13 protein-coding genes are annotated in these 15,915 nt (G+C 42.1%); 7 read left to right on the top strand and 6 right to left on the bottom strand.

From position 1 onward, the window contains the following. Positions 1-63: 63 nt before the first annotated feature. The gene (locus tag AAC006_RS09865) at positions 64-3,213 is read right to left on the bottom strand and encodes an efflux RND transporter permease subunit (RefSeq protein WP_129738088.1); all 3,150 of its coding nucleotides are present in this window, start codon (positions 3,211-3,213) and stop codon (positions 64-66) included. Next, a complete protein-coding gene (locus AAC006_RS09860) occupies positions 3,213-4,469 on the bottom strand; it encodes an efflux RND transporter periplasmic adaptor subunit (RefSeq protein ID WP_126873551.1) in 1,257 nt (418 codons plus the stop codon). Before AAC006_RS09860 ends, AAC006_RS09865 begins: the two co-directional genes overlap by 1 nt. Positions 4,470-4,830: 361 nt before the next feature. Here AAC006_RS09860 and AAC006_RS09855 point away from each other — a divergent pair, with 361 nt between their 5' ends. Next, a complete protein-coding gene (locus tag AAC006_RS09855) occupies positions 4,831-5,139 on the top strand; it encodes an isoamylase early set domain-containing protein (RefSeq protein WP_126873552.1) in 309 nt (102 codons plus the stop codon). Positions 5,140-5,232: 93 nt separating this feature from the next. On the opposite strand, the gene AAC006_RS09850 is transcribed toward AAC006_RS09855, so the two are convergent. Then, positions 5,233-6,159 carry an FAD-binding protein gene (locus AAC006_RS09850; RefSeq protein ID WP_013784288.1) on the bottom strand — a complete coding sequence of 309 codons (927 nt, stop codon included), beginning with the start codon at positions 6,157-6,159 and terminating at the stop codon, positions 5,233-5,235. After that, on the bottom strand, positions 6,156-6,908 hold the full coding sequence (locus AAC006_RS09845) for an electron transfer flavoprotein subunit beta/FixA family protein (RefSeq protein ID WP_126873553.1): 753 nt from the start codon (positions 6,906-6,908) through the stop codon (positions 6,156-6,158). The genes AAC006_RS09850 and AAC006_RS09845 overlap by 4 nt, the downstream gene beginning before the upstream one ends. Positions 6,909-7,273: 365 nt before the next feature. Here AAC006_RS09845 and AAC006_RS09840 point away from each other — a divergent pair, with 365 nt between their 5' ends. From AAC006_RS09840 to fldA, 5 genes are all read left to right on the top strand, one after another. Then, positions 7,274-8,923: an electron transfer flavoprotein-ubiquinone oxidoreductase gene (locus AAC006_RS09840; RefSeq protein ID WP_126873555.1), complete on the top strand. Its 1,650-nt coding sequence runs from the start codon at positions 7,274-7,276 to the stop codon at positions 8,921-8,923. Positions 8,924-9,037: 114 nt separating this feature from the next. Continuing rightward, positions 9,038-9,439 carry an H-NS family nucleoid-associated regulatory protein gene (locus tag AAC006_RS09835; RefSeq protein ID WP_126873556.1) on the top strand — a complete coding sequence of 134 codons (402 nt, stop codon included), beginning with the start codon at positions 9,038-9,040 and terminating at the stop codon, positions 9,437-9,439. Positions 9,440-9,562: 123 nt separating this feature from the next. Then, positions 9,563-10,345: an alpha/beta fold hydrolase gene (locus AAC006_RS09830; protein ID WP_126873558.1), complete on the top strand. Its 783-nt coding sequence runs from the start codon at positions 9,563-9,565 to the stop codon at positions 10,343-10,345. A 110-nt stretch (positions 10,346-10,455) separates the two neighbouring features. Further along, positions 10,456-10,674, top strand: coding sequence for a DUF2788 domain-containing protein (locus AAC006_RS09825; protein ID WP_013784293.1), 219 nt, complete (start codon positions 10,456-10,458; stop codon positions 10,672-10,674). 29 nt (positions 10,675-10,703) lie between these two features. Further along, positions 10,704-11,228, top strand: a complete 525-nt coding sequence (gene fldA / locus AAC006_RS09820) for a flavodoxin FldA (protein ID WP_013784294.1) — start codon at positions 10,704-10,706, stop codon at positions 11,226-11,228. Between the two features lie 100 nt (positions 11,229-11,328). On the opposite strand, the gene AAC006_RS09815 is transcribed toward fldA, so the two are convergent. After that, positions 11,329-13,335, bottom strand: a complete 2,007-nt coding sequence (locus tag AAC006_RS09815; protein ID WP_126873560.1) for a methyl-accepting chemotaxis protein — start codon at positions 13,333-13,335, stop codon at positions 11,329-11,331. Positions 13,336-13,649: 314 nt separating this feature from the next. Here AAC006_RS09815 and fur point away from each other — a divergent pair, with 314 nt between their 5' ends. Next, a complete protein-coding gene (fur, locus tag AAC006_RS09810) occupies positions 13,650-14,075 on the top strand; it encodes a ferric iron uptake transcriptional regulator (RefSeq protein ID WP_057792126.1) in 426 nt (141 codons plus the stop codon). A gap of 372 nt (positions 14,076-14,447) precedes the next feature. On the opposite strand, the gene AAC006_RS09805 is transcribed toward fur, so the two are convergent. After that, positions 14,448-15,788, bottom strand: coding sequence for a gluconate:H+ symporter (locus AAC006_RS09805; protein WP_126873562.1), 1,341 nt, complete (start codon positions 15,786-15,788; stop codon positions 14,448-14,450). Positions 15,789-15,915 lie beyond the last annotated feature (127 nt).

Genomic DNA, 15,915 nt, shown 5'->3' with positions numbered 1-15,915 from the left:
ATGCGGTGTTTTTATAATCCGTCTAGCGAACTAGACGGGAGTTTTTCTATTTGTTAGCGCGTATTACTGCTGCTCGATAGATGCCGAACTAACAGACTCAGTATGCTTTCTACCTTTAAATACATTTTTAATGTCATTTAATATGAGGTACAAGGCAGGTACTAGTAGTAAGGTAATAATCGTGGCAAACAAAATACCAAAGGCCAATGAAATTGCCATAGGAATAACAATTTGGGCCTGTAGGCTTCGCTCAAATACGATTGGCATTAACCCCATAAAGGTCGTTAACGAGGTTAATATAATCGCGCGGAAACGCTGCGTACCAGCACTAATGGCTGCGCGCATCAGTGAATGGCCTTCTTGGCGTGCTCGATTAACAAAGTCCACCATAATCAAGCTGTCGTTAACCACTACACCGGATAACGCAATAATGCCACAAATCGACAGTACACTTACCGCCATGCCTAATACCAAGTGCCCAATAATCGCGCCTACCACACCAAATGGTATGACTGACATGATGATAAACGGTTGGCTGTAAGATTTAAGCGGAATAGCCAGTAGCGCGTAAATCGCAAATAAGGCAAATAATAAGCCCTGCGCCAAACTCATCATTGCATCAGCTTGTTCTTTTGCATTGCCTTGTAACTGGAAATCCACTTTAGGATAGCGAGCTAACAAATCAGGCATAACAGATTCGATAACCTCACCTGTTATTTCAGACGGATCCATCAAGGCCTTGTCTACTACGGCGGTTACCGTAACAGAGCGGCTGCCATCTACACGAATGATTGAATCGAAGCCTTCGCCTACGGTAAAGCTAGCCACTTGCTGGAAAGGTATCTCTTGGCCGTTAGGCGCACGAATACGCATATTTTCTAAGTGTTCAATAGAACTACGTTCTGCTCTTGGATAACGTACCATGACTTTTATTTCTTCATCGTCACGTTGAATACGCTGAACTTCCGCGCCGTAAAAGCCAAAGCGTACTTGCTGCCCTAGTTGTTGTAGCGTAATACCTAATGCGTCGGCTTGAGGTTTCAATGCTAATTGAATCTCTTCACTACCACCTGAGAACGTATCATTAATATCGGTTACACCGTCGTAGCCTGACAAGATACTTTTTAATTCATCACTTACGGCTCTTAAAGACGCAATATCACCAGAGCTAAATTCGAAGCTAAGATCAGCACCACCACCAGGGCCACCCGGAGCGCCAATACTGAATGTCTTAACACCTGGTATTTCAGACATTTCATCGCGCCACAGCTGATGAATTTCATAATCGGCCATGGTACGTGTTTCACCTTTGGTCAGTTCGGCAAACACCTCCCCACCCAAATCACCGTTATCAAACGCCATGGAGTGTTTAATTACGCCTTCACCTGTATCGTCACGCACCTTTTCATCCATACGCATCATGCCTTCACGTAATGCAGTAAGCACTTCGTCTCGCTGTTTTAGCGAAGAGCCTGGCTCTAGCTCAAAACTTGCAAACATGAAGTCACTAGGAATACTGGGGAAGAAAACAAATCGCACAATACCGCCGCCAAATAAACCAATGGTCAGAATTAGCATGGCTAAGAAAACGGATACCGTGGTGTAACGATTACGTATTGTCTTTTCTAAGAATGGCGCATAAACATTGTGTATAAAACGCTTAATACCTTCACTGAAAAAGTCTCTAAATTTTTGCAGCTTATTAGCCTTCGCTGGATCATAAGGCTTTAGTTTCATATGCACTAAATGTGCAGGCAAAATAAGCTTCGACTCTATTAATGAAAACACCAAACAAATGATCACCACGAGCCCAATGGTTTTCCAAATGACACCAAAAGGACCCGACACCATTAGCATGGGTGAGAATGCCGCTATGGTAGTAAGCACGCCAAAGGTGGCCGGCATAGCCACTTTCTTAACGCCTGCAATCACATTTTCGGTACTGTGGCCTTTTTGATCAATTTCGGAATAGGCCGACTCCCCCATAATGATGGCATCGTCTACTACTATTCCAAGTACAAGAATAAAGGCAAATAAACTCAGCATGTTGATAGACACACCAAGCATATCAATAGGCATAACTAACAACGTACCTAGAAAACAAACCGGCAGGCCAACGATCACCCAAAACGCGAGTTTTATTCTCAAAAATAACGACAGTACTAAGAACACCAACAAGCCACCAAAAAACATATTTTCAAGCATCATGTTCAATCTATCTGCTAGATAAAACGAACTATCTCCCCATGTGTCGGCGGAAATATGGGCTGGAAAATCATTCTTTTTCTCGTCGATATAGCCGTTAACTTGTTCTGATATTTCTAATGCATTTTGATCACCCACCGCTTGTACGCGAAGGCTAACTGCTGGTTTTCCATCGAACAATGCATATTGGTTGTTCTCAATAAAACCATCATTAATATAGGCAACATCGCCTAACGTCACCCGTGTGCCATCAGTATTGGTGACTAGCACTATCTGGGAGAAATCCCAGCCAGTGTATGCCTGCCCTTTAGTTCTAAGCAGAATATCGCCATTTTCGGTGCGAATAGACCCACCAGGTAAATCAATACTTGACTGACTTAAACGACTGACCGCATCTGCAAAGGTAAGGTTGTATTTTTGTAGGTCTACCTCAGACAATTCAACCGATATTTCGTAGTCTCTAGCCCCAACAACTTGCACGCTTGAAATACCGGGAAGGTTGGCAACGTCATCTCGAATATCTTTTGCGAACTCTTTTAATTCACGTTCACTGGCATCGCCAAATACTGAAATCCAAATAACATCTTGTTGAATTTTCTGGCGATAGATAACCGGCTTTTCTGTGTCGGCTGGAAAAAGAGGAATGGCATCAACTTGCACCTTCACTTCGTCAAGTAACGATTGAATGTCGTAATTTTCCTCAACTTGAATGCTGACCGTACCCATGCCCTCTACCGCGGTAGAGGTGACTTGTTTAATGCCCTCTAGGTTTTTAATCGACTCTTCTATCTTTAAAATTACGCCCTCTTCTACTTCTTGAGGCGCAGCGCCCAAATACGGTACGCGAACATTGATAATGTCTATTTCAAAACTAGGGAAAACTTGTTTTTGAATACTAAAGGCACCAAATAGGCCGCCAACAATTAACAACCACATCAACAAATTTGCCGCAACACTGTTGCGCGCAAACCACGCGATTAACCCTTTTTGCGTATCAATTTGGTTCATTACTTACCCCCAGAAGAAGCAGGACTTGTTTCAGTAGTATCATCTTCAACGTCTACTGATTGAGTGTCGGCCTCTTTATCGTTCTCTGCTTCTGGTGGCATGGCAGGCTCATCACCTGGCAGTCTTACTTTCATACCATTATAAGGGTTCGGAACTGCACTGGTTACTACCAGCGCGCCACTGTTTAAGCCGCCACCAATGAAAGCTTTTTCTGCCGTGGTACGCACTACGTCAACCGGTACAATTTCAATTTCGCGGTTATCGTTAACAATCAGCACTGTATTATCAAGGCGTAAAATGGAGCGAGGGATCACGGTTAAGTTTTGTTTTTGGTGAGAAACAATTTTGGCTTGAACGAATTGACCGAAGCGAAGTGGTGCGTTGTCGCCGCCATTAAATTGATAAGGGTCTTTTACTTCAACCACAGCATAAAGTACGCGACTGCCTGTATCCAAAATACCTTCAGAACGAACTAACTTACCAGTCCAGGTTCTATTTTTACCGCCTACCGTTGCGTTTAAAGTCACATCAGATTGTTGGTTAGATTGATTACCAATATCTATGAACATCAAGTCTTTATCGGTTATGGGTAAACGTACCTCGGCGGTGTCCGTTGAATAAACGGTGCTTACTGTAGCGCCTGCTGACACAAATTGACCTAAATCGATGTTTCGCTCAACCACTATGCCGTTGTATGGGGCTCTAATTTGCGTACGATCAAGATTACGCTTGGCACGCTCAAGTTTTGCTTCTGAGGCTTTAACATTCGCTTGCTCTTTGGCTAATTGAGGCTTACGCAAGCCAAGCTCAGGCGGCACAACACTGCTTACTGAACGCCATTCTTGCTCGGCGACTTTACCTCTTGCGAGCTCTTCTTGAAGCGCAGCATGCGCTTGAGCCAGTTCAGCTTCAGCCAACTTTACTTCAGTACGGTAGTCATCTTGTTCAAGGGTGATTAGCACATCCCCTTTTTGGAACATGCCCCCAACAATCAATTTATCGGACAAACTAACGACTTGCCCACTGACTTGTGCGCTAAGTGATGTTCTATTACGAGGCACTACGTTGCCCTGAGAATCAACTACGAAGCTTACAGGTTGGTAATCCATTGGTTTGGCATCAACAAGGAAGGCTTGCGTTTCGACGGGAATTTGCTCTGGAGGTTTACGTGAAGAAATCATAATTGCCGCAACAACAAACGCGACTAAAATGATGATAAGAGGTATACCGCTTTTTATCCAGATGGAGTTTTTCATTATTTTCCCTATAAAACGTAGTACTGATGCTTAGCCGATGCACCGACACTCACCTACTTGCATAAGTGAAATCTGTCTGGCGAACAATGGGTTAAAGCTATACGTGATTTATTATTTTTTTATTGGTTCTAGTGTAATGTGTTTCGACGCGAAGCGCTTGTCTTCGTTTGTTAAAAATTGTGAATTATTTAACTAATTAGTGCGCGACTCAACGTAATATAAAAAAATCCACTCAGAATTAAAATGTAAGATTGCTAAATGAGTAATAATCGTTGATTATTTAAACACCTGCACACTCGCAGGAAAAGTTGCGCTTATCGATGCAACAACGAATTTGTTACGCTAAAAGGGATGACCTGTCATGAGCCTAAAAAAGCAATACCTGAAATCTAAACCCGTTTGTAAAGTAACATTCCGCCTTTCCGCCGAAGAAGCAAAAAATGCCGATGAAGCTAGCCTTGTGGGTGACTTTACCGAATGGGACAAGCAACCTCTGTCGATGAAAAAACTGAAGAGCGGGGATTTCACGCTGACTATTAATTTAGAAACCGATCATGAGTATCAATTTCGCTATCTACTCGATGGTGATATGTGGGAAAACGATTGGGCCGCCGATGCTTATCTACCTTCTAGCATCGGAAGCGAAGATAATTCTGTAGTTCGTGTTTAACACTGCCCTCGCCTGCGGTTTTTAACCGTTACTACGAGCATTAAAAAAGGCTGCGTTTGAAGGCAGCCTTTTTTGATTTTTTAAACGCGTTTTTTATAACGTGTTTTCTAGTTCAGGTAACACATCAAATAAATCGCCAACAAGGCCATAATCCGCTACTTGGAAAATAGGCGCTTCTTCGTCTTTGTTGATAGCAACAATGACTTTCGAGTCTTTCATACCGGCAAGATGCTGAATAGCACCAGAAATACCTACAGCAATATACAGCTGCGGTGCAACGATTTTACCGGTTTGGCCTACCTGCATGTCATTTGGTACAAAGCCCGCATCAACTGCAGCACGTGATGCACCAATAGCAGCACCAAGTTTGTCAGCAATACCTTCAAGTAACTTGAAGTTTTCGCCATTTTGCATACCACGACCACCAGAGATAACCACTTCAGCAGCCGTTAGCTCAGGGCGCTCAGACTCAGTAAGCTCTTCAGAGACGAAGCTAGATTTTTCGCTTTCTTTAACCACATCTAGTGTCGTTACTTCAGCGCTTCCACCTGTTGTTGCAGCATCAAAAGAAGCGGCACGCACAGTGATCACTTTTTTGCTATCAGACGATTGTACTGTCGCAATAGCGTTACCAGCATAAATAGGTCTGATAAAGGTATCTTCGCTTTCAACACCAATGATGTCAGAAATTTGAGCAACATCTAAAAGTGCAGCTACACGAGGCATGAAGTTCTTGCCTGTTGTAGTAGCGGCCGCTAATAGGTGGCTGTAATCATCAGCAAGTGATAACACAAGATCGGCAACGTTTTCAGCAAGCTGATATTTGTAAACTGCATTGTCGATAAGCAATACTTTGCTTACGCCGTCAATTTGCGCAGCACTGTCAGCAACAGCCTGACAACCTTCACCCGCTACAAGCACATGAATGTCACCGCCCATTTTTGCTGCAGCATGAACCATTTTTGCAGTTTCTGACTTCAAGCTAGCATTGTCGTGCTCGGCATATACAAGAACTGTCATGAGATCACCTTTGCTTCATTCTTAAGTTTTTCGACCAACTCAGCAACATCCGCCACTTTCACTCCACCTTCACGTTGAGGCGGTGGCGTTACTTTGAGAACTTTAACGTTAGATTCAAGTGCCACACCGAAGTCAGCAGCTGGTTTAACATCCAGTGGCTTACGTTTCGCTTTCATAATGTTTGGCAGCGAAGCATAGCGAGGTTCGTTCAAACGTAAATCGGTAGTCACAACGGCTGGTAACGTTAAGGCAACGGTTTGTAGACCGCCATCAACTTCACGGGTAACGTTAACGCTTGTTCCGTCTACCGCTACTTCTGATGCAAAGGTGCCTTGAGGCATACCGGTTAATGCAGCAAGCATTTGCCCGGTTTGGTTATTGTCTGAATCGATACTTTGTTTACCTAACACCACCAACTGAGGCTGTTCTTCTTCAACAACTTTAGCAAGAAGCTTAGCCACTTGAAGCGAATCTAGGTTTTGGTCTGTATCAATTTGAATACCGCGGTCAGCGCCTAGTGCTAACGCAGTACGAATTTGTTCTTGGCAGCTTTTATCGCCAATAGAAACCACGACGATTTCTGTCGCTATCCCTTTCTCTTTTAGTCTTACTGCTTCTTCAACAGCAATTTCGCAAAAAGGGTTAATGGCCATTTTAGCGTTAGTAAGATCAACGCCAGAGTTATCGGCCTTCACTCTTACTTTAACGTTATAATCGATCGCGCGTTTGACCGGGACGAGTATTTTCATATTTACCTCAATTGTTGAGTTCGTCGGTGTATGTTGCTATTCCATGCTAATAAGCGGTTAAGGAAACAGCGTTACTTCACCACGCATTCTGAAACTTAAACAATGTGCTTTACGCTAACTTTGCGTTACGGCGAAGACATTTTCAAAAGGCTAGACCCAAAATATCATTAACACCACGTTTACTTGCACAGTATTTGTGCTGCTAGTTAACGTTAACGTAAACTCCCTGCAATGTACTTACTGTTGACGTAAACGTCAACCTAGATTACCTTTCAGGACGACAATTAATTTACATGTTTTTGACACATCGCATTATTTGTTTCATCAATAGTGCACTATAAAAAATCGAACATAAGGAGCCACCCGTGGAACGAGAATCGATGGAGTTTGACGTAGTCATCGTCGGTGCCGGCCCAGCTGGACTATCAACCGCCTGCAAGCTTATGCAGCTTGCCAATGAAAACAACCAAGAACTCATGGTCTGTGTTGTCGAAAAAGGCTCTGAAGTGGGTGCACATATTCTCTCAGGTGCGGTATTTGAGCCTAGAGCAATGAACGAACTTTTTCCAGATTGGAAGGAAAAAGGCGCACCTTTGAACACCCCAGTGACCGAAGATCATATTTATTTATTGAATAGTGAATCATCATCAAAACGCCTACCAAACGCGATTACCCCTAAAACCATGCACAACGATGGTAACTACATTGTGTCGATGGGTAACGTCTGTCGTTGGTTAGCTGAACAAGCGGAACAACTGGGTGTAGAAGTTTTCCCTGGCTTCGCCGCTTCAGAGGTCATTTATAATGACGACGGCAGTGTTGGTGGTGTATTAACGGGTGACATGGGTGTTGGCGCAGATGGCCAACCCAAAGATGGCTATATGCCGGGCATGGAACTTCGAGCGAAATACACCGTATTTGCAGAAGGTTGCCGTGGGCATTTAGGTAAAGATCTTATCGAGCACTTCTCACTTGATAAAGACGCTTCGCCACAACATTACGCAATAGGCTTCAAAGAAATTTGGGATATCGACCCTGCTAAACATCAGCCTGGTCTAGTCGTACATAGTGCTGGTTGGCCGCTAAATGACGCAACTGGTGGTAGTTATTTATACCATGCAGAAGATAATCAGGTATTCGTAGGCCTTATCGTCGATTTGAACTACAGCAACCCGTACTTAAGCCCGTTTGATGAATTCCAACAATTAAAACACCATCCTGTCTTTAAACAATATTTAGAAGGCGGTAAGCGTGTTTCTTATGGTGCCCGTGCAATTGCAAAAGGTGGCTTTAATTCTTTACCTAAAATGACGTTCCCCGGTGGCATATTAGTAGGTTGTGAAGCAGGTACGCTTAACTTTGCGAAAATCAAAGGTAATCACACGGCTATGAAATCAGGCATGCTAGCTGCTGAGTCTATTATTGAAGCTTTAGCGAAGAATGCAGAAGCCCCTGAAAGTGAATTAACTGGCTATACCGATAAATTTAAAAATTCGTGGGTATATGATGAATTATTCCGTTCACGTAATTTCGGACCGGCTATTCATAAATTAGGTAATTTCTGGGGGGGCGCATTTAATACGCTTGAGCAGAACTTCTTTAATGGTAATTTATTTTTCACCATGAAAGACGAACATAAAGACTATGCTCAACTTGATTTGGCCTCTGATGCTAAAGAAATTAGCTATCCTAAACCGGACGGCGTTTTAAGTTTTGATAAGCTTTCTTCAGTATTTTTATCAAATACAAACCATGAAGAAGAGCAGCCTTGTCATTTACAATTAAAAGATGCTTCTATTCCACTAGAAGTTAATTTCCCTAAATATGCAGAGCCTGCACAGCGCTACTGCCCTGCTGGGGTGTACGAAATTATTGAAGAGGAAGGGTCTAAGCGTTTTCAAATTAATGCGCAAAACTGCGTGCATTGTAAAACGTGTGATATTAAAGATCCTTCACAGAATATTCGTTGGGTTGTGCCTGAAGGTGCCGGCGGACCAAATTACCCAAATATGTAATTTAAAGCCATTTATCTTAAAAAATTAAAAAGCGGACTTTCTCCGCTTTTTTTTTGTGCTAAATTTAATTATGATTCGCCTGAAAAATCCACTACGAAACGCAAAGGTTATTAAATGAACGAATTTTTAGATATTTTAACCCATGGAAGACGTTTACAAGGTGCTGTAAAGGAATTAAGCATTCAAGAGCTAGAAACAGTGCAAGAAAAACTTGCAAATATTATTGATAAAAGAAAAGAAAAAGCGCTTGAAGAAGAAAAAGTTGGTCAAGAAAAACGCGCCAAGCTTGAAGAAATTAAAAAACAAATGGAAGAAGCGGGTTTAAATTTCGAAGACTTACAATCATTAAATGAAGAGGCCCCTAAAAAGGTAGGTAAAAAGCGCCCTGTTAAATATAAATTAACAGATAGCGAAGGTGTTACCCACCCTTGGACAGGCATCGGTCGTATGCCTCGCGTATATAAAGAAGCTCTTGAAAGCGGAAAGTCGTTGGAAGACTATTCAGTAAACGCATAGTACTTGTGCTATAAAATGGGCTAGCGGTGAATAAATTTACTGCTACCCCTTCTTTCTATCTCTTGTCATTTTTAAATTCTCCCCCACTACTAGTCTTAATTACTATTTTTAATAGGGTATAAAGTGTCTTTGCATTTCAAATTATCCGAAGCCCAAAAAGATTCTCCATGGTTAGTGTTAGTTCATGGTTTGTTTGGCAGTGCTGATAACTTAGCAGGCGTTAAGCGTCACTTTGAAAGCACCTACAATATTATTAGTATTGATTTACCTGATCACGGACAATCCCCTTGGACTAACGGGTTTACGTTGGAAGCTGCGGTAACGGGAGTTGTTGAAATACTCGATAATTACCAGATTGATAAAGCGGCTTTTTTAGGCCATTCCTTAGGCGGTAAAATGGTAATGCAATTTGCGTTATTGAACCCTGACCGTGTTAGCCATTTAATTGTGGCAGATATTGCCCCCGTGAAATATTCACATAGTCATCAAGCAGTGTTCGATGGCCTTAAAAACGTCCCACTTGACGCGATAAGTGATAGGAAAGAGGCACAAGCCGCTCTTTCTGAATACGTTAAAGAGCCTGGTGTACAGCAGTTTTTACTTAAAAGCTTGTACCAAACTGACAGCGACGAGTGGAAATGGCGTTTCAATGTCGATGGATTAATTGCCAGTTATTCACGAATACTTGATTGGCCTCAAAGTAATTTGACCTTTCATGGGATAACCTTGTTTATTAAAGGTGCTGAATCAGATTACATTAATAATTCTTATAGGAAGGAAATTGCGAAATATTTCCCTAGTGCCAAAGCCCACATTATTGAGGGTACAGGACACTGGCTACATGCTGAGAAACCAAGTGTTTTCAATGCAATTGTGGCTCGCACATTAGAAAAGACGGCAAGTTAGCGTTATCTAAGATGCGAATGCCTATTATTACTTTTTTTTGACCCTTTTTGACTCTGCTAGGCGTATATACTGTGATATAGTTGCGCCAGATTTTTTCCAATAAAGACACTATGCTTGCAGAAAACTTTGAGCTAATTGAATCCATCATGCTGTACGGCGGTTTATTTATACTATTTGTATTGATGAGCTTTGCGGTACACGATGTCCTATCAAAAAATAACGTGCCGTTAATTGGGCGTGTTGTGACTTATGGGGTATTAGGCTTAGGGGCCATTGGTTTCCTAGCAAAAGGAATCATTGAATGGTTCTGGCTAAGCACAGGTGTATAGTAACTAGTAACGAATAATAGAGGTTTGATATGGCAAGCGTTGGCCTGTTTTTCGGAAGTGACACCGGTAATACCGAACATGTTGCGAAAATGATCCAGAAGGAACTGGGTAAACAGCTAATTGATGTAAAAGACATTGCCAAGAGCAGCAAAGAAGATATAGCAGAGTTTGATTTGCTTATTTTCGGGATCCCTACTTGGTACTACGGTGAAGCGCAATGTGACTGGGATGATTTCTTCCCAGAATTAGAAGACATTGATTTTACCGACAAGCTGGTAGCTATTTTTGGCTGTGGCGATCAGGAAGATTATGCAGAATATTTCCTTGATGCTATGGGTATGGTTCGCGATATCGTTGAAGGCCGTGGTGCCATTTTAGTAGGACAATGGCCTACCGAAAGTTACGATTTCGAAGCCTCTAAAGGTATGGCAGACGACAACCACTTTGTAGGCTTAGGCATTGATGAAGACCGTCAACCAGAGCTTACCGAATCACGTGTAAAGTCTTGGTGTAAGCAAATTCATGACGAACTGTGTTTATCTGAATTAGCCTAGTTCACAAGCTTCATGCTTATTAGTAATAAAAACGCCGCTTTTGTTAGCGGCGTTTTTGTTTGCGTTATTATTTGTTGCGATATTCACACCACAAAAAAAGTTAAAGCTGAAAACGCTCCACCGCTTTTCTAAGGCTGTCAGTTTGCGCATCTAGCATCATAGTCGACTCATTGGCTTGGCGGGTACTCTGAGCACTGGAGTCAGCCAGAGCAACAATGGTATTTAAGCTTGAGGCTACATCTGCCAGTAATACATCTTGTTGCTGAGTATCTGTAACAATATGCTCATTTATTTGGCTTAAACGAGCAATAATTTCTCGAATACTTTCAACCTGCTGAGATACTTGTTGCGTAATTTCCACCCCTTCTTGGGCTTGTTCCCTGCCCGCATTTATGGCTTTTACCGCTTTCTCAGCATCTTTTTGAAGGTTGCCTATCATAGACTCGATTTCTTCGGTCGAGTTATGTGTACGATTTGCCAAGGTGCGCACTTCATCAGCGACTACGGCGAAACCTCTGCCTTGCTCTCCTGCCCTAGCGGCTTCAATTGCTGCGTTAAGTGCTAATAAATTGGTTTGCTCAGCAATGGTTTTTATAACGTCAAGAATGCTGCCAATGCTGCGTGAGTGTCCATCTAAACGATTTATAATATCTGCGGATGCTTCAGCCTGTCGGGCTTGGCTGTCTACCTGACTGCGGTTTTGGGCAACTAGCACACTAATTTCTTCGCTTTGTGCGGTCACGGTATGCAGCGCTTCCATAGCATCATTAATTTGGCTTAAATTGCTACGACTCGTGTTTTGCACATCTTGGGTATTAGTAGAAATTACCGTGACTTGTTTACGTTGTTCATCCACACCTTGTAAGCTTTTTTCACCTAAGGCGACGCTTTCTTTAGTAATGGTAATTAAGCGTTTTTCTTGTTCTAAAATATTCCCCACTAACTCTCGCAAACTATTGGTTAAACTATTCACTTTGACGGAAAGCGCCGTGAATTCATCATTCCCTATTTCAGGTAGCGTGTGGCTTAAATCCCCTTTACTCAGTTGAGTTAACCCTTCATTAATTCTTCCAAGGGGCGTAGAGATGCTTCGGGTCGCCAGCACACCTAACGTAATGGCTGCAATCAGGCCAATCACTGCCACAACAAAGTTTTTAACTAAGTTGGTTTGCACAGATTCCAAAATCGCATTTTGACCCTCAATTGATTCAGACTGCACACTATCAAATAATGTATTAATGCTGCTTAACGCCACCTGCAACGCCGTTAATGCTTCGTCTTTTTTCGCTTGAGCTACGGCTATTTCATTTAACTTTTGTTGTTGTAGCGCCACCAAACCGTTGGTGCCGTTTACGTTTTCAATGAGTAAAGCAAATTGTTCATTGAAAGCAGCTACCGTGCCCCCATCATCAATATCAAGTGCAAGGCGGTTTAAGTAATCTTTATCTACCGTAATATTACTGATTTGATATTTAATATCGTCAATTATATTGGCCGTTTCTTGTGCATCTATACTGGCGGCAAGTTCGCTAAAAGAATCTGTGGTGGTAAGCAGCTTGTTATCGATATTCGTCCCTGCACCAATTAATGTGTCTAGGCTTGGACTGTCTGACTCTAAGTAAGACAAATCCAGCATTAAGGCGCTTGCTTCATCTGCCTCGCTCATTACTTCACTCAATTTTTCGCCCAACGCGCGTTCTATCGTGATTCGCTGCGCTAATGCTGCATACATATCATGACTATTTTCTACGTAGGCTAAACTTGCATTTACCGCTTCTACCGCAATTGGATTGCTAGGAAGAATAATAGTTAGGTTCTTGAGATCCTGCACAAACTCGTCTGATAGCGTTTTAAACTTTTGTTGATTTTGGGCCAACGCGCTGGGTGTATTTTCGTGAAAGCCATTTGCCGTAACCACAGATAAAGATAGGATCTCGGTTTTGACTTTAAGCATACTGGTTTGAGCTGGCATTTTCCGCTCAACCACGTCTTCTGCTGAACGTCTAATGTCGTTTAAACCGAAATAAGAAAGAATACTTGTGATGAGTAACAAACAACCAAAAAGGCCAAAACCTAGTTTTATTTTATTTATAACCGTTAATTGCATTGGCATAATTCTAAGCACGCGATGAAATCTACGTACCAACCTCGTTTTACCATTATTACTACAAGTTTAACAGAATGTTAAAAATATGCACTCAGAGTTTAAATAGATGCTATTAATTATTAACAATAACTGACACTTACAAACTGGTCTGTCCTCAAAAAACAAAATAGTCGACAAGATGCCACTTCAATAAAAAATTCTAATTCGTTCGAATTTCCATCGTACCGAACAAGAAACAGTAGTTTTACTTTTAAATCCTGACGAGTTACCTATAATAGCTCCATTGATAAACATCTCGTTCTCAGTAGGTTGTAATGGATCAGAATAAAGAACTTAAAAAAGCAGGTTTAAAAGTAACCCTGCCACGTCTAAAGATTTTGCAAATTTTGCAAGAACCTCAAAATCAACACATCAGTGCAGAGGACGTGTATAAGATTCTGATCGAGCAAGAGGAAGAGATTGGCCTTGCAACAGTTTATCGCGTACTAAACCAATTCGATGATGCGGGTATCTTGAATCGCCATCATTTTGAAGGTGGCAAATCAGTTTTTGAAATAAGCCACAAAGAACATCACGATCACTTAGTATGCCTAAAATGTGGCAAGGTAATTGAGTTTGAAGACGATATTATCGAGCAGCGCCAAGACATGATTGCGAAGAAGCACAATATCAAGCTTACACATCATAGTTTGTATCTTTATGGTGAATGTACAGATGGAAATTGCGAAGGTAACGATTAGTTACCGCAAAGCACTTCTGTTTAGCAAAAGCCCTTTAATGTGAATTGAAGGGCTTTTTGTTATAAACGCCAGTACTGCATAGTAATACCGCATAGTATTACCGCATAGTATTACCGCATAGTAGCACCGCATATTCACCTCCTAGTTCGCCCTCAAATAGCGTATAGCGTCTATCAATTTTCGCCCTACCGTAGCATTTAAAATAGAGCCCTTTCTGACTAGCTTCAACAAAATACACATACCACAATTATAACTGCAACCAAGAATGGAAACCGGTTTCTTCAATAAATATAATAAGTAGTCATAAAAATGAGTTTCTAGTAAGCGCTCTAAAACCAAGGTTTACTATGTGTAGCTATAGACGAGTACGTATTAAACGAACATCGCTAAGAGTAGGGTTAGCATTAGCCCCACAACGCCAATAATAGTGGCCATGCACGTCCAGGATATTAAGGTGGTTTTTACCGAAATATCGAAATAGCGGTTAATTATCCAAAACCCCGTATCGTTTACATGCGACATTGCTGTAGCTCCGGCAGCAATAGAGATGGTCATTAGCGCTAATAAAGACGGTGATAACGACAAAGCATTAACAACGGGAGCCATCAGACCAGCAGCCGTTAACATTGCAACGGTAGCTGAGCCTTGAATAATCCTGACGGAAATGGCAATAAGAAACCCAGCCATTAGCGGTGGTAAGGGTGAAAGTGCCACTACATCGGCAAAGGCTTGACCTGCCCCCGAATCGATTAATACTTGTTTGAACATACCACCCGCACCTGTCACTAATATCACGAGTGCAACTGGCTCTAACCCTTTCGATGCCACATTTCTCACTTGATCTGCGCTTAAGCCTTGGTTTATTCCGAGCCACTTAAAACATGCCAAGGTCGCGATGGTGAGTGCGATGAAAGGATGCCCAACAAAAATAAATACCTGTTTTACTATGCCGTCGGCTAGCACAAATTTCGCAATTGACCCGACGAGGATCACAACAAGAGGAAAGAATAACAAAGCGGCCACTAATGAAAACGAGGGCAATGCTTCTACTGGCCTAGCCTCGATATTTCTAATATGTTCCGGCACTGGCACTTGGATTTTTTTGGCGATATAGGAAGCGTAAATTGGGCCTGCAATACAAGCACATGGCACGCCAACGATAAAACCAAATAAAATCACTAGTCCAATGTCGGCATTTAATATAGATGCTACGGCTACAGGCCCTGGCGTGGGGGGAATAAAGGCATGGGTAACCGCAAGCCCTGCTGCTAAAGGAATGCCATAATAAATTAACGACTTACCGGTTTTTTGCGCCATTGAATATATCAGCGGCATTAATATAATGAGTCCTACCTCAAAAAATACCGGTATCGCCACAAGGAAACCGGTTATAACCAGTGCCCATTGGCTATTTTTTTCACCGAACTTCTGCTTGATGGTTAGCGCTAATCTATCCACACCACCCGACTCTTCTAGGAATTGCCCGAACATTGCGCCTAGCCCCACTATGGTAGCAACAAAACCAAGTGTATTTCCCATACCACTTTGCATGGAATTGAGCACTTCTGTGGCGTCCATTCCCGTGCCTAGTCCTACAAAAGCTGCTGCGATAATAATGGCAATAAAGGCATGTACTTTTCTAGCAATAACCAAATAGGCCAGCAGTACAATGCTGACTATGGCGAAAAAAAGAAGCGAAAAGGTATCTGACATGTTTCTTCCCTATAAACCTGCACTTAAGTCTGTACTTGAACCTGCAGTTAGCGGCTCGTAAAATTCTGAAGTACGTAATGAAAATTCTTATTATCTAGTAAACAGAGAACACCCAGGCAACCCGTTG

The sequence above is a fragment of the uncultured Alteromonas sp. genome (assembly GCF_963976965.1).
Taxonomy (GTDB): domain Bacteria; phylum Pseudomonadota; class Gammaproteobacteria; order Enterobacterales; family Alteromonadaceae; genus Alteromonas; species Alteromonas naphthalenivorans.
Note: the sequence above shows the minus strand (reverse complement) of the source record. Positions and strands in the feature narration are given on the sequence as shown.

Coding starts and splice junctions, on each gene's coding strand:
- AAC006_RS09865 (WP_129738088.1), bottom strand. CDS start 3,213: ATGAACCAAATTGATACGCAAAAAGGGTTAATCGCGTGGTTTGCGCGC.
- AAC006_RS09860 (WP_126873551.1), bottom strand. CDS start 4,469: ATGAAAAACTCCATCTGGATAAAAAGCGGTATACCTCTTATCATCATT.
- AAC006_RS09855 (WP_126873552.1), top strand. CDS start 4,831: ATGAGCCTAAAAAAGCAATACCTGAAATCTAAACCCGTTTGTAAAGTA.
- AAC006_RS09850 (WP_013784288.1), bottom strand. CDS start 6,159: ATGACAGTTCTTGTATATGCCGAGCACGACAATGCTAGCTTGAAGTCA.
- AAC006_RS09845 (WP_126873553.1), bottom strand. CDS start 6,908: ATGAAAATACTCGTCCCGGTCAAACGCGCGATCGATTATAACGTTAAA.
- AAC006_RS09835 (WP_126873556.1), top strand. CDS start 9,038: ATGAACGAATTTTTAGATATTTTAACCCATGGAAGACGTTTACAAGGT.
- AAC006_RS09825 (WP_013784293.1), top strand. CDS start 10,456: ATGCTTGCAGAAAACTTTGAGCTAATTGAATCCATCATGCTGTACGGC.
- fldA (WP_013784294.1), top strand. CDS start 10,704: ATGGCAAGCGTTGGCCTGTTTTTCGGAAGTGACACCGGTAATACCGAA.
- AAC006_RS09815 (WP_126873560.1), bottom strand. CDS start 13,335: ATGCAATTAACGGTTATAAATAAAATAAAACTAGGTTTTGGCCTTTTT.
- fur (WP_057792126.1), top strand. CDS start 13,650: ATGGATCAGAATAAAGAACTTAAAAAAGCAGGTTTAAAAGTAACCCTG.
- AAC006_RS09805 (WP_126873562.1), bottom strand. CDS start 15,788: ATGTCAGATACCTTTTCGCTTCTTTTTTTCGCCATAGTCAGCATTGTA.